14 protein-coding genes and 1 pseudogene are annotated in these 25,181 nt (G+C 45.7%); 7 read left to right on the forward strand and 8 right to left on the reverse strand.

Features of this window, described 5'->3' with window-relative positions:
• Positions 1–341: 341 nt before the first annotated feature.
• A complete protein-coding gene (locus FTO70_RS04230) occupies positions 342–6,218 on the forward strand; it encodes a NosD domain-containing protein (RefSeq protein WP_255334458.1) in 5,877 nt (1,958 codons plus the stop codon).
• Positions 6,219–6,994: 776 nt separating this feature from the next.
• On the opposite strand, the gene FTO70_RS04235 is transcribed toward FTO70_RS04230, so the two are convergent.
• From FTO70_RS04235 to FTO70_RS04255, 5 genes and pseudogenes are all read right to left on the reverse strand, one after another.
• The gene (locus FTO70_RS04235; protein WP_255334459.1) at positions 6,995–7,279 is read right to left on the reverse strand and encodes a MoaD family protein; all 285 of its coding nucleotides are present in this window, start codon (positions 7,277–7,279) and stop codon (positions 6,995–6,997) included.
• Positions 7,280–7,360: 81 nt separating this feature from the next.
• Positions 7,361–9,184 carry an aldehyde ferredoxin oxidoreductase family protein gene (locus FTO70_RS04240; RefSeq protein WP_255334460.1) on the reverse strand — a complete coding sequence of 608 codons (1,824 nt, stop codon included), beginning with the start codon at positions 9,182–9,184 and terminating at the stop codon, positions 7,361–7,363.
• A 597-nt stretch (positions 9,185–9,781) separates the two neighbouring features.
• Positions 9,782–12,646: pseudogene (locus FTO70_RS04245) on the reverse strand (PAS domain-containing protein); the annotation flags it as partial.
• Positions 12,647–13,095: 449 nt separating this feature from the next.
• Positions 13,096–13,905 carry a UPF0280 family protein gene (locus FTO70_RS04250; protein ID WP_255334461.1) on the reverse strand — a complete coding sequence of 270 codons (810 nt, stop codon included), beginning with the start codon at positions 13,903–13,905 and terminating at the stop codon, positions 13,096–13,098.
• Between the two features lie 608 nt (positions 13,906–14,513).
• Positions 14,514–14,807 carry a MoaD/ThiS family protein gene (locus FTO70_RS04255; RefSeq protein ID WP_255334462.1) on the reverse strand — a complete coding sequence of 98 codons (294 nt, stop codon included), beginning with the start codon at positions 14,805–14,807 and terminating at the stop codon, positions 14,514–14,516.
• Between the two features lie 546 nt (positions 14,808–15,353).
• On the opposite strand from FTO70_RS04255, the gene FTO70_RS04260 reads away from it, so the two are divergent.
• Entirely contained in the window at positions 15,354–15,587 is a 234-nt protein-coding gene (locus tag FTO70_RS04260; RefSeq protein ID WP_255334463.1) for a DUF2795 domain-containing protein, read from the forward strand.
• 376 nt (positions 15,588–15,963) lie between these two features.
• Here the strand turns inward: FTO70_RS04260 and FTO70_RS04265 are convergent, their stop codons facing one another.
• A complete protein-coding gene (locus tag FTO70_RS04265) occupies positions 15,964–17,121 on the reverse strand; it encodes an LL-diaminopimelate aminotransferase (protein ID WP_255334464.1) in 1,158 nt (385 codons plus the stop codon).
• Between the two features lie 340 nt (positions 17,122–17,461).
• On the opposite strand from FTO70_RS04265, the gene FTO70_RS04270 reads away from it, so the two are divergent.
• A complete protein-coding gene (locus FTO70_RS04270; RefSeq protein WP_255334465.1) occupies positions 17,462–18,805 on the forward strand; it encodes a hypothetical protein in 1,344 nt (447 codons plus the stop codon).
• A gap of 412 nt (positions 18,806–19,217) precedes the next feature.
• Complete coding sequence (locus FTO70_RS04275; protein ID WP_255334466.1) at positions 19,218–19,787, forward strand: plasmid pRiA4b ORF-3 family protein; 570 nt, start codon at positions 19,218–19,220, stop codon at positions 19,785–19,787.
• Between the two features lie 44 nt (positions 19,788–19,831).
• On the opposite strand, the gene FTO70_RS04280 is transcribed toward FTO70_RS04275, so the two are convergent.
• On the reverse strand, positions 19,832–20,389 hold the full coding sequence (locus FTO70_RS04280) for a DUF234 domain-containing protein (protein ID WP_369694333.1): 558 nt from the start codon (positions 20,387–20,389) through the stop codon (positions 19,832–19,834).
• Positions 20,390–21,025: 636 nt separating this feature from the next.
• Between FTO70_RS04280 and FTO70_RS04285 the strand changes: the two genes are divergently transcribed.
• The 3 genes from FTO70_RS04285 (at position 21,026) to FTO70_RS04295 (ending at position 23,528) form a co-directional block, all read left to right on the forward strand.
• A complete protein-coding gene (locus FTO70_RS04285; protein ID WP_255334467.1) occupies positions 21,026–22,651 on the forward strand; it encodes an S-layer protein domain-containing protein in 1,626 nt (541 codons plus the stop codon).
• A gap of 230 nt (positions 22,652–22,881) precedes the next feature.
• Positions 22,882–23,400, forward strand: coding sequence for a hypothetical protein (locus FTO70_RS04290; protein WP_255334468.1), 519 nt, complete (start codon positions 22,882–22,884; stop codon positions 23,398–23,400).
• A complete protein-coding gene (locus FTO70_RS04295) occupies positions 23,370–23,528 on the forward strand; it encodes a hypothetical protein (RefSeq protein WP_255334469.1) in 159 nt (52 codons plus the stop codon). The genes FTO70_RS04290 and FTO70_RS04295 overlap by 31 nt, the downstream gene beginning before the upstream one ends.
• A gap of 8 nt (positions 23,529–23,536) precedes the next feature.
• Here FTO70_RS04295 and FTO70_RS04300 read toward each other — a convergent pair whose 3' ends face one another.
• Positions 23,537–25,150: a sensor histidine kinase gene (locus tag FTO70_RS04300; protein ID WP_255334470.1), complete on the reverse strand. Its 1,614-nt coding sequence runs from the start codon at positions 25,148–25,150 to the stop codon at positions 23,537–23,539.
• Between the last annotated feature and the right edge of the window lie 31 nt (positions 25,151–25,181).

Consider the following 25,181-nt stretch of genomic DNA (forward strand, 5'->3'; position numbering starts at 1 on the left):
AATCTGCTTTCTAACTTTAAAATAATTAAGAAGCAAAATAAAACGGATAAAGGGATAAAATGCTAAAAAAACACATTATATTTTTTTCTCTTGCTGCAATATGCCTCCTGCTAGGGCATGCGGCAGCAATTTCAGAAAATCTGACTCCTTTAGAAAATGAATACATAACACATGAAAATAATAAATATATAACATATGAAAATAATGAATACCTATCATTTGAAAATAATGAATATATTCAATCTGAAAGTGATTCCTCAGGACTTTTTTCCCTGGCTCCTTTGAATCCTGAGTTTGAGGAGTATCTGGAAAAAGAAGAGTTAAGCGAGGAAAGAATGTTTTTGACCTCCAGTGAGCCTTCAGAACGGGTTGAAAATTTAGCAACCGGCCTCACTCCCGCCCCCGTAGACCTTTCACACCTGAAAACTATTGAAAGTCTGGAAGGTTTGAGTTCTTATCCTGTTTCTTACGACCTCCGTACCCTCGGGCTTGTGAGTCCTGTCCGGGACCAGAAGGATGCAGGAAGCTGCTGGTCATTTGGAGCCTATGCATCCCTGGAATCTTACATTCTCGGAGCAGAAGGAAAAAACAGGGATTTTTCCGAAAACAACATGAAAAACCTGCTTTCCGAGGATTATCCTGAAGGTTTTGACCGAAGTTATGATGACGGCGGAAACGAGTTTATATCTACGGCTTATCTTGCCCGCTGGAGCGGTCCGGTAAGCGAAACCGATGACTCTTATGACCCCCACTCCGGGGTTTCCCCGACAGACCTTCCTGCCCTGATGCTTGTTCAGGAAGTGCTCTTCCTCCCGGCAAGAAGCGGTCCCGGAGATAACGAGCTCATCAAATGGGCCCTGATGGATTACGGGGTGCTTGACTCCAGCATTCATTTTACTTCCGATGCTTATGACTCTGCCAACTGCAGCCATTATTACTCCGGTTCGGAACCAGCAAACCATATGATAGGCATCGTGGGCTGGGACGATTCTTTTGACCGGAATAAATTCACTCCTGCAGCTCCGGGAGACGGGGCATTCATTGTCAAAAATTCCTGGGGTACCGCCTGGGGAGAGGAAGGTTTCTTCTATGTTTCGTATTACGACACTGTTATCGGGAGCGGAAGTACTGTTCATACGGCCGAAGACCTCGGCTCCTATTCTCATGTGTACCAGTACGACCCCCTGGGCTGGGTTGAAAGTATCGGGTATTCGGGAAGCAACGCAGCCTGGGCAGCCAACGTCTTCACAGCCGAAAAAGCCGAGACCCTCGAAGCCGTGAGTTTTTATACCACTGCTTCCGATACCGGATACGAAATCTACGTCTACACAGGTACGGATTCCGGGCCCATAAATCCTGAGGGGGCAGAAACTTCCGTTAACGGGACAATCCCCTTTGCGGGTTACCATACGGTTTCCCTGGACTCCGGAGTCCCGCTTGAGGCCGGGCAGAACTTTTCAGTAGTTGTAAAATTTACTACCCCCGATTATTCCTATCCTGTGGCGGTTGAATACCCGCTTGCCGGACACAGCAGCAAAGCCAGGGCAGGTCAAGGGGAGAGTTTCTTCAGCCCGGACGGGGAAAGCTGGGTGGACACTTCTCTTGCTGTGGAAAACATGAGCGTCTGCATTAAAGCCTTCACAAACCGGAGCGAGGCGGCAGAAGCTGCTTTCACTGCCAATGTGGCCTCGGGCCCGGCTCCGCTAACGGTCGAGTTTATTGATGCAAGTACTTACTCTCCCGTGGCCTGGTACTGGGACTTCGGGGACGGAAACAATTCAACGGCCCGTTTCCCTGCCCATACCTATGCGAGAGCCGGAAAGTACAATGTCACACTCCGCGTGGAAAACGAATACGGATACAGTACTACTGAAAAAACGGAATTGATAAGCGTAACTGACGCTTCCCTTATCTATGTGGACGATGACGGGCCTGCGGACTTTTCTTCCATCCAGGCTGCGGTTGACGCCGCTTCTCCGGGGGCTACAATTATTGTTAAAAACGGCACTTACACGGAAAATGTGGATGTTGACAGGGCTGTTACAATCATTTCCGAGTTTGGGCCCGGGTACACAAAAGTAAACGCTTCAAACCCGAAAGATTCCGTGTTCTACGTAACTGCAGATGGAGTTAACATTTCAGGTTTTTCCGTAAGTGGCGGGTCTGAACTTGTGTCTTCTTCTACCTACTCCACCGCCGGGATCTGGCTCTATGATGTCAGGGACTGCAACATAAGCGGAAACGTGCTTTCGGATAACTACTGTGGAATTTCTGTGATTTTTTCAGGGAACTGTACCCTGACCGGGAATAGGGTTGAATCCAGTCACATCGGAATTCTTATGGACAGGTCGGAAGAGAATAGCCTGAGAAATAACAGGCTGGAAAACAACTCTTGCAATTTTAAGATTCCGGGCGCTTCGACTGCAAACGACATTGACGTAAGTAATACGGTCGACGGCAGGCCTATCTACTATCTTGTAAACGAAACTGACCTTATCCTTGATTCTGATTCGGATGCCGGAACCGTTTATTGCATTGACTGCCGGAACGTGACGGTCCGGGACCTGAACCTTTCAGGAAATTACTACGGGCTTTACCTCTACAATACGACGGATTCCCACGTTGAAAACATTAGCTCGTCAGAAAACAATTACGGACTCTGCATCAAAAATTCCCGCGGCTTAAATTTCACGAACAATTCCGCAAGTTCAAACGGTTGCGGGCTTTCCCTTGAAGATTCGGAATGGGAATCTTTCTCCTGCAACAGAATGGAAGGAAACACTTACAGTTTTGATATTAAAGGGAACTGTTCTTCACAAAGCGTGTCCTATATGGATTCAAGCAACCTGCTGGACGGAAAGCCCCTTTACATCCTTTCCGGAGTTTCCGATTATGTCCTGGATGCCGGGGCCGGTGATGGTCCTGTTTGTCTCTTTAACTGCCGGAACGTAACAGTCCGGGACCTGATGTTCCGGGACAGCCTGTTTGGAGTTGCCCTTTACGGGACGGAAGAGGCAATAATCGTAAACAATACGTTCTATGGTAACCGGTACAGAGGGGTCTATCTTGAAAATTCCTGGAACAGTACGGTAGAAGGTAACGAATTTTCGGGCAATTCATACGGGATTTACCTGAAGGCATCTTCAGGAAACACCCTGACAAACAACACCCTATCCGCAAATCCGGGATGGGGAATCTGTCTTTACGAGTCCTGCGATAACATTGTAAGCAGCAACAATGCTTCCGGGAGTAATTATGGAATTTATGTGTCCTACTCCGATGACAACTGTTTCGTGGAAAACACTGTTTCTTACAATGCTATAGGGCTCCTTCTGGTAGGCTCTAAATACAACACCCTTACAGCAAACACCGCAAATTCGAATAGAATAAGCGGGTTTGACCTGACCATAAGCCGGCACAATATCCTCTTGGGTAACACAGTTCTGGACAACTCCCGCCGCGGCATTATTCTTGAGGGCAGCATGACCAATGGAGTCCTGGCAGCGGATAATGTCCTGTGCTACAACACGGTATCAAATAACTCGGAAGTAGGGGTCTTGCTCTCCGGAGCCGAAAATAACACCTTCTACGGCAATGCTTTCAATAACACAAAGAACGTTGAAGACTGTGGCCAGAAGAATATATGGAATAACACTGCCGGAAATTACTGGAGCGATTATTCGGGCTCTGACGCTGACGGTAATGGGATAGGGGATACTCCTTACGTTATCAACTACCTGACCGGAACTAAGGATTACCTGCCCCTCACCAGGGAACCCGGCGTCCCGCTGACCCTCACAGTGGGTCCCGGAGCCGAGACATTCTCTTCGATCCAGGCGGCTGTGAATGCTGCGTGGGAAGGGGATACGCTCCTCGTAAGCCCGGGCACTTATACGGAAAACGTGCTGGTGAACAAATCAGTTAGCATCATTTCTTCATCCGGGAGCCCTGAAGACACGATCGTCCTTGCGGCTGATCCTGAAAAACACGTTTTCAACGTGACTGCCGATTCCGTGAACATCAGCGGGTTTACCGTGTCCGGGGCTTCTGAAGGGTATGTTGCAGGAGTCTACCTGGAAGGGGTATCAGGCTGCAGTTTAAGCGGGAATGTCCTTTCTGATAGCTATTTCGGGATCTGGTTAAGCGAGTCCGAAAACTGTACCCTTTCCGGAAACACCGTGACCGGAGGAAGATTTGGGATTTATCTTGAGGGTTCCGATAACAACGCTGCAGGTGGGAACAGCATAAGTTCGGTTTCTACCTGCGGGCTCTGGCTTGAATACGCCTCAGGAAACGAACTCTCCGGGAACGAGCTGCAGGACAATGGATACGGGATTGCGGTCCTGGACCTGAGTAATGAAAATGAGCTGCACAACAACACCATAAGCGAAAGTGCCGAATTAGGGCTCTGGCTCTCGAGTTCAGGGGCAAATGTCCTGAGAAACAACTCGATGCAGTTCAGCACTTTCAACTTCATGGACCAATATTTATTTTCTGGAGATCTCCTTCCAAATGATGTCGATACCAGCAACACGGTTGACGGCAGGCCGATATATCACCTTGTAGGAGAGTCGGATCTTGTCCTGGATTCGGCTTCAAATGCCGGTACTGTCTACCTGATCAGCTGTGAAAATGTGACTGCCAGGGACCTGGTGCTCGAAAAGAACGGGTTTGGGATTTTTGTCTCAGAATCTTCGAATTCCACCCTGTACAACCTCACGGTATCCGAAAACGAGTTCGGGATTCTGGGCCTGATCGACAGCAGTAGCAATTGTTCAAACAACACTGTGGAGAATAATTTCTATGGGATCTACTTTGTTGCCGGGGAAAATAACCTCCTGAATAACAACAGGATCTCGGAAAACGGGTATGGGCTCATGCTTGCTTCCTATTCCAGCGTCCTGAGAAATAATCTTATTTCAGGCAACGAATACAACTTCGGGGCAGAAGCAATTTTTGGAGTGGAGGAAAATGATATCGATACCAGCAACCTTGTAGACGGGAAGCCCATTTACTACTTTGCAGGGGAATCCGACAGGGTGCTCGATGCTTCTTCCAATGCAGGAACTGTGTACCTTGTTGACTGTGAGAACATAACGGTCAGGGACCAGGTGCTTGAGCATAACATATACGGCATTTATCTTTACAATACGACGAACTCAAGTCTGGTAGGAAACCGCGTGAGCAACAACGATGGAGGGCTCGTGCTTTACGCTGCTTGCAATAATAGCATCTACGACAATTTCTTCTCAAGTGACTTTCTGAATGTCCGGTTGATGGGTGAAAGTGCCGGAAACACCTGGAATACCAGCAAGACCGAAGAGCCAAATATCCTCGGGGACCCGTATATCGGAGGCAACTGCTGGGCAAACCCGCAGGGGACAGGTTTTTCCCAAACCACACCTGACGCAGATGGAGACGGGTTCTGTGACCTTCCTTACGAGATTCCGGAATCTGGAGACCAGTTTGACAGCCTCCCCCTCTACAACCCTCCCGAACCTGCCGATGACGGAGAAGAAAAACCGGAGAAGAGCAGCGGGAGCCGGTCAGCCCGTTTTGGTGGTGTTTCGGGAGTGCCTTCTGTCAACATTCAGGCAGCGGACGTTTCCAGGCAGCAGGTGCTCGCAGGCCAGCAGGCGGAGTTTACATTCAGTGACCCCGGATGCAGTGTTACGGGCATCAGCTTTGTTTCAGGGACCAGTGCCGGGGCAGTGACCGGAAAAGTGGAGATCTTAAACGGCCTGCCAAAAACGATTCTGGAAGGTCCGGAAGGTGTGGTTTACCAGTACATGAACATAGTGATCGGAAGCCAGTTCTTTGGGGAATCAGGTACTTTTGAGAGTGCCGTGATTGACTTTAAGGTCCCCCGCAGCTGGATGGAAGAGAATATGATCGATGAAACAAGCCTCGTCCTGAACCGCTTCCATGAAAATGCCTGGACCCCGCTTGCGACTGAAAAAACCGGGGAAGACGCCGAATTTTTCTACTTCAGGGCTGAAACCCCCGGCTTTTCCTACTATTCGATCACAGGGGAAAAGAGAGATGCCGTTACGATAACGCCGGCAGGAACTCCAGACTCCGGAGAAGAGGCACAGGAAATAACGGGTAATGAAGTTCCGGAAGCAACCTCTGGAGAAGAAAAGAAAAGTCCGGGCTTTGGGCTTGTCTTTGCAGTTGCGGGAATTCTTTCCGTAATGTTCCTGTTGAAAAAGAGGTAAGGAGGACAAAAAAACCTGAAATTTTGATACAGTGAGGGAGAATCTTTTTCCCTCCCATTTTCTTTTTTAGATTTCTTATTCGGATTTCTTTTTCAATAAATTAGGTCAATTTTACACTTTTTTAGCTAAGATTCGTCAGGCTTATTTCATAGGTCGCCCAATTTTTCGAGGTTGATGTTTTTGAGTAAATTGAATAAAATGAAAGGTTTTTTAATTTATTTTTCAGGTACCGACGTTCTCACCGGTCAGCTTGCTGACCGGTTTTTCCGATAAAGTGTATGCGGATACGCAGAAGAGTAGCCAGATGACTGAGAAGTTCATTGTGATGGCTTAGAAGTTCATTTTCCTGACTAAAAAGTTCGTTTTGATGACTGAGGAGTGCATTGTGATTATCAAAAGGGTATTGTGATGATCATAATGGGCATTAAAATGACTGAATAATACATTATCATAACTACAAATGACATCCAGTTGACTGAATGGAAAAAATATTCTTAAAAAAATACAAGGGGTTCAATTCGAAATTAGTGCGCTAGCAGTCTCAATCAAAAAATTACTCTTTTTCTAGATCTTTTTGATTTCCTTTTGGAGAGGCGCCGCCAGGCAAGCTGGCGGGGGAATTCCTATGGCGCTTAGACTGAAAAATGGTTTCCGGGGTAAATGAAAGCGCTTCCCAGGCAAGAAGCATCTCTATGGTATTCGGTCCTCTTCATAGTATTCGGACCTTTTATCATCTCTCTACTTCCTTCTTTTCCCTTACTGTCTTATTCCGTTTTTCACCCTCCTGCAACCGGAGGGATAAGGACCATAATATCCCCGGCTTTCAGTTCGGTTTCAAACCCTGAAAGAAACTCCATGTCTCTCTCGTTTACCATGATCCTGATTTTCGGGATCCCACCAGCAGTAGTGCCTGTCGTAGCTTCTTTAAATTCCATTCCGTACCGGCTTTCCAGAACCCTCATGACCGCTTCCACGGTGTCCCCTGAGTGGATCTCAAGCTCGATTTCGGGCTCTCCGGTGATTTCACGGATAGTCGCAAGGAACTTTATGTGTATTTTCAAGCCTATCTCTCCGGAATAAGAAATGAAAAGGAAATTTCGGAAAAAATAAGAAGGGTGTTCTCAGGCCCCTCGGGTGATCCTTCAGGCGATCCCGAGTTCCTTCAACTTCCCTTCCGTGGGCTTCCCGTCGATCCAGCCCCGGAGTGCGTAGTATTCGTTGATCATTTCCGGGACGTGGGAGATCTGGCCTTTGGCCGGGCCGTCAGGGACCGGCTCTTCGGTAAGGCGCTTTGGGAGAATGTCTTCATTCCGGTCAAGCCCGTACATGTTGTTCATCAGCCGCTCGAGGTTTGTGACCCTCTCCCCGAGTTTCAGGAGCTTGTCGGCGTCAAGGTCAAAGCCCGTAACTGCTGCCAGCATCCCGGCATATTCGGGCAGGCCAAGGGCAAACGAGGTAAAGAGGCAGACTACGGAGGAGTTTATGGCCGAGGTCAGGTCCTGGAGGATGATGGTCCATTTCGGTTTGTCCTCGACGGCGTAGGGGTCAAGCTTTAAGGGCAGTCCCAGGACTTCGGGGGAGATCATGTACCCGTAGACGTGGTCGCCCCCGCGGTTTGCGGTTGCGTAGTTCAGGCCTATGCCCTGGATCGGGCGAGGGTCGTAGGCAGGCAGTTCCATGCCCTTGACAGCCATGGAGAATTCCGGGGCGCCGTATTTTTTCGCAAGGTCTCTCGAACCCAGGGCAAGGTCAGCCCCTATCCCTGCTTTATAGGCGGTCCTCCAGATGGCTTCGATCATTGAGCTCGGGTCCCCGAAGCGCAGGTTCATGCCGTGCAGTTTCTCTGGCGGGATTTTTCCTTTCTCCACGAGTTCCATGGCACAGGCGATGGTGCCTCCCATGGAGATGGTGTCAAGCCCCAGTTCGTCGCAGAGGTGGTTGGCCTTTATCAGGGCGTCGAGTTCCGTTATCCCGCAGTCGGAACCAAAGGCAAAGAGGGTCTCGTACTCCGGGCCCTCGGTATCCCGGACGCTGAAGGGCCCGTCTGGCACGTCGGATTTCCTTCCGCAGACAATCGGGCAGCCCCAGCAGCCCCCGCGGCCTGTCAGGTATTTTTTGACCAGGGTCTCCCCGCTCTGCTCGTCGGCGTCCGGGAAGTAGGCTTCCTGGAAGTTCCGGGTCGGGTAGGCCCCGCTTTCATTGATGATATTTACAAGGACCGCGGTCCCGTATGTGTGAAGCCCTCCTTTGGGGCCGGTAACCGGGTTTTCCCTGATGCGCTTCATGGACTCTATGGCTCTATCTTCCAGAAGTTCCCGGTTTGCAGGTTCAATTTTCCGGCTTCCGGAAACCACGACCGCCTTGAGCTTCTTGCTCCCCATGACAGCCCCAAGCCCGGTCCTGCCCGCAGTCCGGTACTTGTCGTTCATGATGCCGGAAAAGGGGACCAGGTTTTCTCCCGCAGGCCCGATGCATGCAACCGAGGTCTTCTTCGGGTTTCCGCTCCTCTCGGTCAGCTCGTCCGTAACCGCATGGACCGTCATCCCCCAGAGTTCCGGGGCCGGGACAAGCTCGGCTTTTCCGTCCACGATGCTCAGGTAGACAGGCTCCTTTGAGATCCCACGCACGATGACAACATCATATCCTGCAAATTTCAGGAAAGGCCCCCATTTTCCTCCGGAATTCCCGCTGCCCACGGTCCCGGTCTGGGGGGACTTGCTGCAGACGATATGGTAGCGCCCGCTGGTCGGGATCTTTTGCCCGGTCGCAGGCCCCGTGGCAAACACCAGGAGGTTGTCCGGATCAAAAGGCTGCATGTCAGCCCTGAAAGAGTCGTATACGATCTTCAGGCCAAGCCCCTTTCCTCCCAGGTACATCTTTGCCATTTCTTCGTCAAGCGATACGTCTTTAAGCTCTCCGCTGTCAAGATTAACATCCAGGATCTTTCCGGTATAGCCCCCTAACATAGATAGTCTCCTCCAAGGGTAAGTTATTAGCTTTTTCCGATGATGACATTACTCAGTTTCCGACACTATTCCCCAACTATATTGTTCCAAGCAGAGTTTAAAGGAGAGTCCGGATCAAAGTTACAAAATTTGAATCAAATGAATTTGAATGTATTTAACTATGTATAAGTTCGTTTATAAAGGTATTTACTTACTCTCGGCAGGTCGACATTTAAATTCTAATAATTTTGATGATGGCGATTTTGAAATGATGCTCTATAATTACGTGTAATTTTTAGGTTTACATATGACTAATTATTAAGCTCTCATACTAAACTTTAATGGAAAAATGATTTAGTGCTTATATATGTCTTGGGAGTTGAGCCACAGGTTAACTAACTTTAAACCTAATATATAGTTAGCTAATGTTCTAAAACGACATCAAGAAAAATATTCTAATTTCTAATGTCGACCTGCCGAACGTAGGATTTATATAAAAAGTTTTATTTAAAAACATTCTCTGTTCATTAACACTAAAAAACACCGTATTTTAGAACTATGAGGGTTTACGAACGATCATAAACCGAACCCATCAACCGGGGATTTTACAGAACAATCCTATACATTAATCTTTATAATGAACTTGGTACCTCTATCCCTTTTTAGCTCGATTTCGCCATCTAACTGATCTGCCAGGATGTTTACAAGCTGCAGACCGAGTGTATCTGAGCTTTCCATATCAATTTTTTCGGGGATGCCAACTCCGTCATCTGCGACGATCAGGGTATATACAGAGCCTTTTCCAGTAATTTGCTCTTCCTTATTTCGGAATTCACTTTTGGCTTTTTCTTCCTTAGCTTTTTCTTCTTTAAAGAGTTTAATTTGAATTTTCCCTTTGCTCCTTCCTGGAAATGCATATTTTAACGAATTGGAAACAAGCTCGTTAACAATTATACCTAAAGGGACTGCAGTATCCATATCAAAAAAAACATCCTCTTCAAGATCCATATTTAAGCTAATGTCGGCATTTCCAAGGCTGTATGTCCGGAAAAGGTTTTCAGCGAGCTTTTCGAGATAAGGCGAAAAGTACAGTGTGTTGTTTCCTCCGCCTTCGTGCAGTTCTTCATGGATCAGGGCAATAGACATTATTCTGTTCTGGCTTTCCCTGAAAAAGTTGAGAACATCGGAGTCTTTAACAGATTTTCTGTTGCTGAAACTTTCAGCCTGAAGATCCAGGAGAGAAGAAATCACCTGCAGGTTATTCTTAATCCTGTGATGAATTTCTTTTTTACGGGCGATTTCGATATTTTCCAGGGCTTTTTCTGCCTCTTTTCTCGCCGTAATATCTTTTACTATTCCTACAATCCTGTAGGACTGCCCCTTTTCATCGAGAAGGTAAGTTCCAATAACGCTAACATAAATATAGTAGCCATTTTTCCTTCGGAAACGGTATTCTTCCTGGAACTTTTTCCCCTTTTTCCTGGCTTCTTTGATTGTTTTTTCTACACGTTCCCTCTCTTCTGGATGAATTCGTTCAATCCACATCGCAAAATCAAAATTTTGGAATTCTTCGGGGCTATATCCCGTAATTTCTTCAATAGCACCTGCCCAGCTGATTTTGTCTTCTTTGAAATAAAAGTCGTATATGAGCTGCCCTGTCTGCTCTGTGATAAGCCTGTACCGTTCCTCACTTTTCCGGATTTCTTCTTTTTCTCTTTTGATTTCAGTTATATCCCTGGAAATACCTGAGATAGCTACAAGCTTTTTATATGTGTTAAAAACCGGGGAAAGAGTTATTGAAACATTTATTGTTGTGCCGTTCTTTTTTAACCTGGAAGTTTCGTAGTGCTGGATCTTTTCTCCCTGTTTAATCTTTTCAGAAAACTGCTTCGTTTCCCCTCTGATATTATCCGGTTCAAGTATTGAGACGTCTTTTCCCAGAATTTCTTCAGCCGAATAACCATAAACCTGCTCTGCCGCCTTATTCCAGCTGGTAATAATACCGTCAAGAGACTCAGTTACAATAGCATCGTTCGATGATTCCACAGCATTCGCCAGTGTATGAATCCTCTCTTCTGCCCTTTTACGCTCAGTAATGTCCTGAACTATTCCCTTTGCTCGAACAGGGATATTCTTTTCATCAAAAATGATTTCGCTCTGCGCATGGACTGTGTGCTCTTCTCTATTGGCTGTGATAATCCTATAATCAATGCCAAAGGGCTTTTCGTTTAAAGCTTTCTTGATAGCGTTATCCACATAGTCTCGGTCGTCCGGGTGCACATAGTTTAAAAGTTCATCGTAAGTTGCACCTGACTCTTGAGAATCGCGTCCAAAAATATGATACATTTCCTCAGACCAGTATGATTCCCCAGTTACAAGATCCCACTCCCAATTTCCAATGTGAGCCATCTTTTGGGCTTCAGCAAGACCTTTTTCACTTATTTTTAATGAGTTGTACGCCTTCTCAAGCTGCGTCGTTCGTTCTTTAATTTTTTCTTCTAAATTTTCATGTGCTTTTTTAAGAGCTTCTTCTGCTTTTTTGCTTTCGGTAATGTCGCGGACGATACCTCCGCGGAAGAGGGGCCTGCAATTTTGATCCCTGGTGATCGTAAAGTGATCGGCGAACCAGCGATATTTTCCGTCCTTATGTTTGAACCGGTACTCCAGCGTTCCGAAGCCAATATCCAATGCCTGGACCAATCCCGCAGTAATGAGGGTGCGGTCGGCGGGATGAATGAGACCAAGAACCTCATCGATGCTCATTGAGCTCATCTCCCTGGCAGAGAAACCAGCAATCTTCTCTATCACCGGGCTCATGTAATCGTAGCTGTCGGTCTGAAGGTTCCGCCGGTATGCCGCATCGAGTGAGTTTTCAAGGACCGAACGGAACCGCTCTTCACTCTCCAGCAGCGCGTCCAAAAGGGAATCACGTTCCGCCAGCGACTGGGACAGCTTGATATTGCTGTAGCCTAGCTGCGAGATCACGCTGGCAAGCTTCATGAAGAAGGCCATACCTGTGTCCACTTCCTCCCTGCTCAAGCGCGGAACGTTTTCAAGTGCTGCTATATATTCTTCCTCATTGAAGCCGTATTTTCTGGCCTGAAACCGGAAAAGTTCATAGTCCAGAGGCTCATCCTCAAAAAAGAACTGACCGGAGAAGATATTGCCGATGTGGTGGCCGCCCACAATGATCGGGGTTGCTATGTCCCACATGTTGTTCTTGCACCTGTAAAGTTTAAACTCCCCCGGGGCAACGCCCGCGGATAGTTTTGTGTCACTCTCTACGCAGTGTTTGCAGGTTTCGGGGTGAACCCTGTGGAATCTGGTGCAGATATCCTGCCATCCGACACCTACCAGAACATTGCCTTTGAGATCAATCAGGCTCATGGGAATGTGAGCAAGCATATAGAAATCATCCATAAGGGACTGGATCGCCTGGACATCGATGATCTCGGCAAGCTCCGGGTTTGCCATCTCCCGGGCAGGCGAGAGAATGCTCTCCAGCCTCATGTTTATGTGCTGTTCAGTCTGGTTCCGCGCTTCCTCTGCCCGCTTATCTCCAGTAATATGAATACCAGACTTCCTTGTCTTTTCGTTCATTCAGGACCCCCAATTCTTAAATAGGACTTTGAAAGGCTGTATTTGATTGCGTGTTAGTAACCGTGTCAGTAACTATCATTTTTGAGACTATAGTTTTAAGTCGCGGGAATTCTTCTAAAACCTGGCAAATTAAGCAGAATATAATGCCTTGATATTTTTTAAAAATAGAATTGACCTGCTTGCCAATTTTATATTTTGTCGTAAATAAAATCAATCGTATATTAATGTTTTTACCCGGGAGTTGTTGCACAATTCAAGCCGCACAGATATTTTTGCTTCAATGCTCACATAAAAAGAAATCCTGAAAACATAAAAAGTTTCTGATGGCGGTGTCACGCCTTGGTGATATACTCGTACCTGACATCTGCTCTTGTAATTTTCGGCACTTTTCCCCACATGCCGATATACTCTCCCTGGATCACGAGTGCGCCCTTTATCCCGGGAATGCCTTTTACTGCCTTAAAGGAAGCCTCTACTGATTCCTTTCCTATACCCACCTCATTTCCAAGTGCAGTTGCCGCAGCATCCGCAAGGGATACGTCATCCGAAAAAACAGCCGCAGCATCCGCCATCCCGAAGCTGATGGAAGGCCCTACAGTTCCTGCAGAAGTGCATATTCCAGTGATCGTGTCCCTCGGCTCAAAAACAAGCCCCAGGTTCATTATAGGTGAATTTCCTGCATAAATCCCCACAACCACCGGCCTATCGTTGATAAGTGCAATGTCCCCGCCATTATCGACTATTGCATACCTTGCCCCGGCTTTTGCCATTGCTTCCACTGCAAGGGCAGAAATTGTGCCTGCAACCGCGCTCATGGGCCCGATGCCCATGGTGTTTCCTGCCTTTACCATCCTCCGGACGACTTCAGGGGCGTTTTCCGGGCAGGCGTAAGGTTCGAGGGTGAGCTTGAAATAAGGGTCTGAGAGGATGTAGGTCTCAAGGGCTGCCCTGTGAACCCTGATGGCTTCTTTTGCAGCTTCGATGTGGGCAGGGTCGTCGGCTGCAATCGTGACTATGGTTTCCTTGAGCTGGAAGTGTTCTTTGATGGCAGGCTTTACAGGTCCCTTTTCGTGTTCTTTTGCGGGCTCTTTCGCGGGCTCTTTTCCCGGTTCTTTTGAGAGATCTTTTGTGGGTTCTGGCATGCTGCTCTGATAAGGAAGTTATGGCTTAAAAAAGAAGTGCTTTTTGAGTCTGGTTTTTTTGAGTCTGGTTTTTTTGAGTCTGGTTTTTTGGGTCTGGTTCATTGGGTCTGGTTCATCGGGTCTTGGTTCATTGGGTCTGGTTTTTGGGTCTGGTTCATTGGGTCTGGAGATATATAGTTTCAAGGCAGGGGGAGTTTTTGCGCTGCTGTCGAAACTCCGTGTAACCTTAAATTTGAGCTAACTTTACTAAACCCGTGCGACCTGAATAGCCGTCTTTAACCGTTTTTGTCCCGAGCGAAGCGAGGCCTGAGCAGGTGTTAAAGTAAAAAGAAGACGCTAAAAAAATCAAAATTGGACGGTCAGTTAAGGTTGTAAATTATTTGAAAAAAATGAGCCTGTAAGCACATTTTGTTGAGCACGAATACAGCCGTTTTCCGGGTTTCTGAGTCTGCGCCTTTTTCATTGTATTCAAGGAAAAGCCGTTCACTTCGTGAACGGGGCCTCCGATGGGTTTTAACGGCAAATGAGGCCTGTTGCTACCCGGAAACCTCCGGGAATTTTTTTGGAAAAATGAAGAAAAGTAAATCAAGCACAGGCAGGCCTGAAAATTAATCATGAAGGTTTATTAACGGCTCCTGTGAGGACAGGACCAGGATGTCTCCGCCTTTCACGTTGGTTTCGAACCCTTTCAGATGTCCGATGTCCTTGCCGTTCAGCATTATCCTGACTTTCGGGGTTTCACTTTTATCCCCGATGGTAACAGCATAGAAATCATGCCCGTAATGGTAGGCCAGGGCTAAAAGGACAGTGTACACGGTATCCCCTTTCCCTACCTTAACTGAGATTTCCAGTTGCTCCGTGATCCCCTGCACGGATTCAAGAAACTTTACCAGCATTATCATTATTGACCCCTTCATAGTTATGTAGGGCTCATAAATAAGAGTAAGCACGCCTTCGTAAGAATGAGGAAGCTTTCAGGGATTATATGGGAAAAAACGGTTTGGGATGGAACTATAGGAATGAAACTATGGGGATGAAACCATAGGAAACAAACATTTTTTTCTTTAAGTACATATATTTTTGTATTTTGATCCCTTTTTTGCTAATTTTATCATGGAATATTACTAATATACATTATATATTGATACTAAATAACAAAAAAGTATTAATTTTTAACATATTTTTACAGTAACATGTTAACATTTAAATAGTAAATCAGCATTGATATTCATACCAACAAAACAACAAAAAAGTTCGGCTTCCTTCAGAAAGCTTGAAAAAGTATCGATTTTCCTGCAAAGACGGAAGATGTTGTTAAACGCGAAGGATAACGAACGCTAGAGACGACGTTCTGCGGGATCTAAATAATCTCCGGAAAAGAAGTATACAAACGCTGCAGATGTCGCCAGTGAATTTAAAGGAGACTAAACAAATAAAGGGGGAACATCATGGAAACTGAGAGTAAAGGCGCATTTATTTCAGAACTTCCCACGGAAATTCAGGAGATCTTAAAAAATATAGATTTTCCTGTAAAAAGGAACGACATTATTGAGCAAGCAAGGAAGAGTGGAGCAATCCCGGACATACTGCGGGGACTTGGCATGCTTCCGGATAAGGAATACAACAGCGCTGAGGATGTCGCCGGGGAACTTCATAAAATTTACATTGGGGTCCCAGTCTAAAAAATGTAACTAACTTTTTTCATTTCTTTTAGGATCAGCCATTTGCTGTGTTTCAGGTTCTTCTTTTCTTTTTTCAGCTTTGGGAAAAGGCCGGTCGCCGGAGGCGACCGTGAACCTGCACCGGGACTAAGTAAAGGGGTAAAACCTGCGGTTTCCGGTCTACTAAGCCGTGAATTCCGGAAGACCTGCAAGCCTGGATAATTTCCGGCAAAAATAAATCCAGAGTCCTGTTGCCTGACCGGTTCTAACCGGATTTTTTTCAAAAAAAGAGTTTTGGCGGCATTTTAAGGAATTTTGCCGCCTTATTTTGAGGATTTAAGAGATGTTTTGGATTTTAAGAACTATCCTACCTGAGCCGGTTGGGCCGGTTGCCGGATCAGAACTGCAGCTTCTTCATCCGCTCGACAGCTTCCTTGATCCGCTCGACGGGCTTGGTGAGGGCAAACCTGATGTAACCTTCGCCGGCGTCTCCGAAGCCGACACCCGGGGTTGCTACGATTCCTGCTTCTTCGAGGAGGACTTTTGCAAACCCGATTGAGGTGTAGCCTTTCGGGACAGGAGCCCAGACGTAGAAGGTGGCTTTGGGCGGCTTTACTTCCAGGCCCATGGCTTTGAGCCCCTCGATCAGGGCATCCCGGCGTTCCTGGTAGATTTTGTTTGCGTCGCCAACGCAGTCCTGGGAGGAGGAGAGGGCTGCAATCCCGGCGATCTGGATTGCGTCAAAGACCCCGGAGTCCACGTTGGACTTGACCTTGCCGAGCCCCTTGATAAGGTCCCTGTTCCCTACGGCAAACCCGAGCCTCCAGCCGGTCATGTTATAGGTCTTGGAGTGGGAGTAGAGTTCCATCCCAATGTCCATTGCCCCTTCGGCTGCCAGGAAAGAAGGAGCCTCGTACCCGTCGTAGACCATCTGGCAGTAGGCGTTGTCGTGGACCGCGATGATGTCGTTTTTCTTGCAGAACTCCACAACCTTTTCAAAGAACTTCATGTCTGCCGTTGCCGAGGTGGGGTTGTTCGGGTAGTTGAAGAAGAAGAGCTTTGCCCTCTTCAGGACGTCCTCCGGGATTGCGTCCAGGTCCGGCAGGAAGTCGTTTTCAGCCTTCAGCGGCAGAGGGTAAGGCTCTCCGCCCGCAAAAAGCGTCCCTATCTTGTAGACCGGATACCCGGGGTCGGTATAGAGCACGATGTCTCCGGGGTTTACAAAAGCAAGCGGGATGTGGGCCACAGCTTCTTTTGACCCGATCAGGGAGAGCACCTCGGTCTTCGGGTCAAGCTCGATCCCCTTATATTTCCTGCACCATTCAGCCGCCGCCTTCCTGAATTCCAGCAGCCCCGCATAAGAGGGATACTGGTGCGTATTCGGGTCGAGGACAGCCTCGCGCACGGCCTCAACAATGTGGGGGTGGGTCGGCAGGTCAGGGTCTCCAACCCCGAGGTCGATCACGTCCACCCCCTTTGCAATAATTTCTTCCTTTGCTTCGTCTATCGCTGCGAAAAGGTATGGGGGTAATGCGTTTATGCGGTCGGAATACATTGGTAAAGTCACCTATAGATGAATTTAAGGTGTGTATAAGGTTGGCATAGTTACGTTGGTGGGAATATTAAAAGGTATGGGATGAAGAGAGAAGATAGATCTCTGAAAGAATAGGTAGTATTGCATTTCTAACAAAAATCGCAACATTAAAAACTTTAATTAATGCTAAGTGTATATTTCTCTGAAAAGTCTAAACCGAAAATATCTAAATTTCATTATATCCCTGGAAATTCAATTTTTCAATCAAAAAATGCATGAATCACTATCTTTTGGAAATTAAATCAAATAACTTTGGTGGAGAGAGCGGAACTGGGTGATAAATATGAATAAGAGGAGATTGGTGGCTTCAATAATTTTTATTATATTCGTTATTGTATTCATTCCCGTGCCTATTCCCGAACACCAGGAAGGGCATGAGTATGTTGGATATCCTGCAGGTAGTGATGCATGGAAGTTTGTTGCCGAAAAAGAAGTCCAGGATTCCAAAGGCAGTATATATCCAAAATATTATGGTAATGATGCAGGTTATATGCATGTCATTTCTTTAACTAATACTTTATCATGTATTGAAGCAAGTTTTATTGTCCCAAAGAGAGGGGATATACTTTCATATGATTCAAGATACAATAATCATAAAGTCAGTTCCGTAATTCTGTATGATTCCGATGGAAAGTCACATGTTTTAAAACCATCTTCTAAATATAGCATAGGAACTCCCTATCAATATGATATATCTCCATTTGCAGGGCAGAAAGTAACAGTACGTATTTACCAATCTTCTCAAGCTACATCTGCTCACTGGTATTATCGTAACATCATGGTAACAAACGAACCATATACCATATGGGACAATTTAAGTTTATTCATAAATACATTAATTTATGCTCTCTTATTATCAATTCTGGCTGGGTTTTTGATTGGTGCTTCAGGTTTGGAATTCTTCAATGAGTACATAAACAAAATAGAAGCATTTATACATAAACATAAAACCGAAGCATTGGGATTTGAGAATACATATATTAAGAGTTTTTTGAGGATGTCGTTTAAAGTATTGGATTTTTCTATACATGCTGCGGATAATATTCAGGATAAAAAAATTAATAATGGGATAAAAGTTGCCTTAATTTTGTTTTTATCTTTCACTATCATCTATACTGCCAAATTTTTGGTATATGTGATTGTCACCATAGTAATCACTCTGCTGATATTCGCCGCGATATTAGGGATTATTGCACTACTCCTCGGAGGGGGCGCTCCGTCATTTGGAGGTGGCGGGGGAGGAGGCGGTGGATATTCCGGCAGTTCGTCAGGTTCTTCCGAAATCCGGAATGAACGTGGTGCATCAGTTGGAAAGCTGGACCCGGACCATTTCATTTTTGGGAATAGACAGGCGATAAAAGACAATAAGGGAAATGTAGTGGGAGAGCTTGATTCGGATCATTTCATTTTCGGAAACCGACAAGCGATAAAAGACAATAAGGGGAATGTAGTGGGAGAGCTTGATTCGGACCATTTCATTTTCGGAAACCGGCAAGCAATAAAAGATGATAGAGGAAATGTAATAGGAGAGTTAGATTCGGACCATTTTATCTTTGGTGATGGACAGGCGATAAAAGACAATAGGGGGAATGATGTAAAAGATATAGGTGGTGGTTTTGGAATCGGTCGTAAAGGGAATAAATAATAATATGAAATGCACGACGGTTCAGCCTACTTTCCGCAGATGTCTCTTCGATTTTCATAATTTTTTCCGCTATCTTTTTTCTGAAAATTTCTTTGGTTATTCAAACGTTTGTTTTTGAAATGTCCTACACTTTTCGACCTCGTACCTTCATTGAAGGCTTCCAAAACCCGCTCCCCGGAGATTCAGTTGAGATAATTATTGTAGATTGTTGAGAAATTATCCATAAACGATAGCAGGAAATATGTTATTTTTTTGAGAACATCTGCGGAAAGTCAGATAAAAAACATTGATAACATTATTCGTGAGCAAGATTCACTAAAACAAGAATAAAACCGACTCAGTCAACTTCCAGCTAAAAAACCCCAAAACCTGAAATAGCTAACTCCTGATATCTCCATCAAGGTGAACAACCATGAAAAAGACTTTCGAGAAGGTTTACCAGCTAAAGATTTCCATGAAGGGCATTACTCCTCAGATCTGGCGGCGGATCCAGGTGCCTGAAAACTATACCTTCCTGGACCTTCATAATGCTATCCAGGCTGCAATGAATTGGGACGACTACCATTTGCACGAATTCAAAATGAAAAATCCAAATAACGGAGCGCTTGTAAAAATTGGGGCTGAAAATGAAGGTTACGAATATTTCAGTGACGAGTCGCTTATTCCCGAGGAGAGAGCTAAACTCTCTAAATTATTCACACTGGAAAATAAGGATGCTTTGTACACATACGATTTCGGAGATGACTTGCAGGTAAAAGTCCGGCTTGAAAAAATCCTTCTGAGAAAAGAAGGGGTGGAGTATCCTATCTGTACTGCAGGAAAAAGAGCTGCTGTCCCCGAAGACATCGGCGGGATATGGGGCTATGAAGAAATGCTGGAGATCCTGAAGGACCCGGAGCATGAAGATTATGAAGACACCGTGGAATGGCTGGGGGAAGATTTTGACCCCGAATACTTTGACCCGAAGGACGTTTCTTTCTGAAACTGCATAAAAAAGGACTGAAACAGGAACAAAAAACTTACCCTTCAACCGCATTCACCCTCTCCCGCATCCAGGTCCTCCACCGTAAACAGCAAAAATCCTTTCTCTCTGGCAATCTCCCTCGCCTCCTCCGTAAATCCTCCCCTCGCCATTACCGCAAAATACTCTTTCCTCTCTTCCCTGTACCACTCAACAAACTTAGCCTTCTCCACAAGCTCTTCCAGCACATCAACATCTACTGGCTGCTTCTGCCATTTGCATTCACAAAAGAGGATTTCTTTCGTGCTCTCGTTAAGGGCTGTAAGGTCGATTTCATAGGTGTTTTTCCCGGTTTCTCCCCGGAATTTGCCCCACTGCTTACCGATTTTCCCGAAGGTGAAGGGGAGCTTTCCCTGACGGTTTCGGGATATCAGGAACTGTTTTGTGATTTCTTCGAAGACGGGACCTGTGAACCGGTCAAGTTCGGCTTCGATTTTTGAGAGGACGAGGTCTGCGTTGTCCATTTCGAGTTCCGAATAGTTGGGGTAGATGAAGCGGAACCAGAAATCTTTATTGTAGCAACAATTATTGTCTACACAATAATCTTTAACAGCACAGCCTATAACTCACGATTTCTCACTTCAAAATAGCTTCTTCCAGCATCTTCCCGTCAATCAAAGTAACTCCCTCTTCCTTCGCCCTCTCAATCAACTCCTCATCAAACCCGCTCAGGCTGACCAGCAGATGACGCTCTTTCAGGGATGGAGACCCCAGTGATCTTTTTAGCCTGATTTTTCAGATAGAAAGACTTTGAACCCCGTTTTTAGTGTATAGCTGAGTAACTTACCTGGCTATACACTAATTCTCAAACTTCTCCCTTCGATTTTCAATTACAGATTTCCTATCAATTTGATAAATTCTGATAGATTCTACAAATTAAATGCATCGGAATTGGCAGCTTGTCGATTTTTCTGTAAAATCACAAATCTCAAGATGTTGGTGGGGAGAGAATCCCATATCAGGAAAACCAAATTTCACATAGTATGTAAAAATTTGACTTCGAATTTACAGCAAATTCGCGACACTGCCTCAGAATTCAATCTTCGATTTCTTTTCCCATAGGTTCGATACGATTTTTGACATTTTTAGTAAGATCCGATTTCAATTAATAAGGAAATTATTATAAAATATGCAGTATAATATCTATGTATCGCTTTTAAACCTATAAGGATTGTTCATGGATTACCTGGGGTGGGGTTATGAATGGAAAGAACAATAAGAAAACAACTTTGGGTTGGTTAAAGTCTGTTTGGAATTCGTTGCCCAATGTTCTTAAGTTGTTAACTTTTGTAAGTACCATACTTGCGATAATAATCGCTCTGAAAACTTTATTTCCTGCAACTCCGTGTGAGATCGATTTTTTTGATGCGAATCCGGAAGCTATTGAGCCTGGAGAAAATTTCACTTTAAGGTGGTGTGTTACAGGGGCTACTAAAGTTACTATAGAACCTGGAATTGGAGAGGTAGATTCAAGGGGAACATTGACTCTATCGCCTGCTAAAACAACCACTTATGAAATTTTAGCTTCGGACGGTAAAGTGGAAAAAGTCGATTACTGTACGGTTACAGTTAAAGAGACTGCTCTGGAAATCAAAATTTTTGAAGCCAGTCCTGACACTTTAGAGGAGGGAGAGAGTTCTATTTTGAGCTGGAGTGTTTCTGGATGTTCGAAAGTTCTTATAGAGCCTGAAGTCGGGTCTAAAGAGCCCATTGGAACAATATCTGTATCTCCCTCTAAAACTACCACTTATAAGCTTACAGTTTCGGATGGTGGTAAAAAAGAAGTGAAATATTGCACTGTTGTGGTCAAACAGGAAGTACTTGAGATTAAATCATTTAAAGCTAATCCGGAATTTATTGAATCAGGAGAGGATTCCACCTTGAGCTGGCTTGTTTCTGGAGCTTCGAGAGTCACTATAGAGCCTGATATCGGACCTGTAGAATACAGTGGAATATCGGTTGTGTCTCCCTCTGAAACCACAATTTATAAGCTTACAGCTTATGATGATGGCAAAGAAGAAACGGCTTACTGTACCGTTGCGGTCGAAAGTGGAGCGCCTGATATCAAATATTTTGAGTCGAGTCTGGATGTAATTGAGGAAGGTGAAAGTTCTACCTTAAGCTGGAGTGTTTCTGGAGCCTCAAAGGTTACCATAAAACCTGAACTCGGAAATGTGGCTTTCACTGACAGTCGTCCTGTATCTCCGGGTAAAACAACCACTTACACTTTAGAAGCCGTTAATGGAGATGAAACAGTAACGGAAACTACTCAAGTTCGGCTTCTATACACCGCAGAATATGAACAGGTCAAGTATGCGTATCAGGAGGGTGACTGGTATGGGAAGAAATACACTGTTGTGGAGTTACTTGGGGAAAAGTATGCACCTTTAAAAGATACTTCCAGGAATAAACTCGCCGGGTTGGTTATCGATGATGCCACAAAGTACGCCATCAGAACAGGCGAAGCCTTTGACCTTGGAAACGGTTATGCCCTCGGAGTCAAGCAGATCGATGTCGAAGGTGACAGGGTCTGGCTCGAATTTACAAAGGACGGCGACTTTGTCGATGACGAACTCATCATTGGTACCGGTAGCACATGGGAAGTTAAGCTCAATAATATTGAAGGTGAAAACGACGTTGTTGTCCTCAGGGTCCACGTCAACCAGGTCTTCCAGGGTGCAGTCGACAGCATTGTCCAGATACAAGGTATCTGGTTAATCGACTTCGATGACGCCTTTACACTTCAAGATGGTGATAAATTACCGGGTAATGAATACTATGTTTGGGAGTCCGGATATGATTACATAAAGTATACAGAGGTTTAATTCCAGCCGAATACCCCGCAGCTTGCTGCGGGGATGGGCACTTCGCCGGAAATCGTTAATGATAGCACGATTTCTTAATTATCGCGAAGACTGTTAATGATAATATGATTATCTTTTACTTTCCTTTCTATCAATTTGATAGATTTTGATATATTCTTATAAAAACACCCGAAACTTCCCACCGCCAAACTAATTAAAATTTATATCCCATATCCCCATATTCTTGCATAATGTCCTCATTACTAACCCCGCTGGAGATGCCTGTGATAGACGGCATCAGAATGCCGCTGAACCTGTATGTCGTGCTCAAGGAGCCGTCTCTGCTCGCCGGGATGTCCTACCCGGGGTTCCGGACCCCCTGGGAAAAGATTGCTGAGGCGGGCTTTTCAGGCGTTATCTGCCTCTGCGGCTCAGAGGTCTCTTATGATCCCTATCCCCTCAAGGTACTGTTTTCTGCAGAGATGGAAGACCTGCACTATGGGAATCCGCCGCAGGACCCTGCAACTGAGGAATGGCTTGTCCGACGGGCAGTTAATGTGGTGAGAAGAGAAATGGATGCAGGAGATGGGGTTGTTGTCCACTGCATGGGGGGCATAGGCAGGACCGGCACGGTGCTGGGATGTGTGCTCAGGGACCTTGGTTTTTCCGCAGATGAAGTGATAGGCTACCTGGACAGGATAAACAAGTCAAGAGGCTTAAGAGGGTGGCCGGAGACAAAATGGCAGGCGGAGATGGTGCGGAAGTATTGATTGTATTTTATAGTGAGTTCGGTATTCCAGGGACAAAATCAAAAGAGCAAAAATCAAAAGAGCAAAAATCAAAAGAGCAAAAATTAAAAGATCAAAAATTAAAAGATCAAAAATCAAATGGGCAATAGAATCCGGTCTAACTCTTACTTTTTCCAAACTCAATCCTGAATTCCGTACCCCTGTTTCTATTAAGCTCGATTTCGCCTCCGACCTGGTCTACCAGGGTGTTAACGAGCTGCAGGCCAAGAGAACAGGGGTTTTTGAAATCGATGTTTGCAGGAAAACCCGCGCCGTTATCAGAAATGACAAGGACGAAGCAGGTGTCTCTGGTTTTTTTGGTGTCTTCAATTGTGTCTTCGATGGTGTTTTCGATGTTATAGTTTTTCCCGGCATCTTCTCTTGTTTTTTCTCTTTTTTCCGTGGTTTTCCTGCGGTTGAGTTTGATCCGGATATCGCCTTCTCTTTCTTCGGGAAAGGCGTGTTTGAGGGAGTTGGAGACAAGTTCGTTGACGATGATCCCGAGTGGGATTGCAAGGTCCATGGGGAGGCAGACTTCCTGTTCGATGTCCGACAGCAGGTGGATTTTGTTGCTTCCGACTCTGTAGGAATGGAATAGTTTTTGCGTCAGTTTCTGGATGTATTCCGTGAAATTAAGGTTTTCCATGTCCCTTGATTTGTAAAGTTCCTCATGGATGAGGGACATGGAAATTACCCGGTTCTGGCTTTCCCGGAAAGCCTCGATAACTTTCCGGTCCGAGAAATTGTCGGCCTGGAGGTCAAGCATGGATGAAATTACCTGCAGATTGTTCTTGATCCTGTGGTGGATTTCTTTAATGCGCATTTCTTCGGCCCTGGAGATGGCTTCTTCGGCAATTTTGCGATTGTTAATATTCTTGACCACACCAAGAGCCCTGTATACACGGCCTTCCTCGTCTTTCAGGAAAAAGGAGCTGTCTTCCACGTAAATATAGCTGCCGTCTTTCCTGACGAATCTGTATTCCTGGTTAAACTTATCCCCTGTACGCAGGGAGTGGCGAAGGGCATTCCAGACCCTTTCCAGGTCATCGGGGTGTATGATCTCTTTGCAGGAATGCATGTCCAGTTTATTGAGTTCTTCTGGGGTGCGGCCGCTGATCTCTTCAATGGCTCCTGCCCACTCGATTTTCTCGGTCTTTACATCGACGTCGAAGATCAACTGCCCTATCTGCTCGGCAACGGACAGGAACTTTTCCTCGATTCCCTTAAGTTTGCGCTGGGAAAGCGTTTTTTCCGTAATGTCTTTAAGGGTCCCAATCGCCCTGTATGGGCGCCCCTTCTCGCCCTTGAAAATAACCGTATTATCTCCCAGGTGAACGTAAACTCCTTCTTTCCTGCGGAACCTGTGTTCAACTTCGAAGACCGCCTCTTTTTCCCGGGAATAATTCCACATCCGGTCCAGTATTTTCCGGTCTTCCGGATGGGTCAGCTCCCTGAATTTAACCACGTCTATTTTGCGGAATTCTTCTACATCATACCCCGTAACTTCCTTTATGGCTCCCATCCACTCAATCTTCCCTTCCTCCAGATCGGCATCAAAAAGTACTCTTCCGGTTTTCTCCGCAAAAAGCCGGGACATTTCTTTGCTTTCCTGAATTTTTTTGGGGTTACTGGCAGATACTTGCAGGTTTTCATCTCCGGAGAGTTCGGATTCTGTTTTTCGAGGAGGCCTTAATTTTATCTTTATTTGTACTGGGCTGTCTTTATTTTCCAAAATTTAATAAGTCGCCAACATATATAATCTC

It is taken from the genome of Methanosarcina sp. KYL-1, assembly GCF_024372725.1.
In the GTDB taxonomy this organism is placed as follows: Archaea; Halobacteriota; Methanosarcinia; order Methanosarcinales; family Methanosarcinaceae; genus Methanosarcina.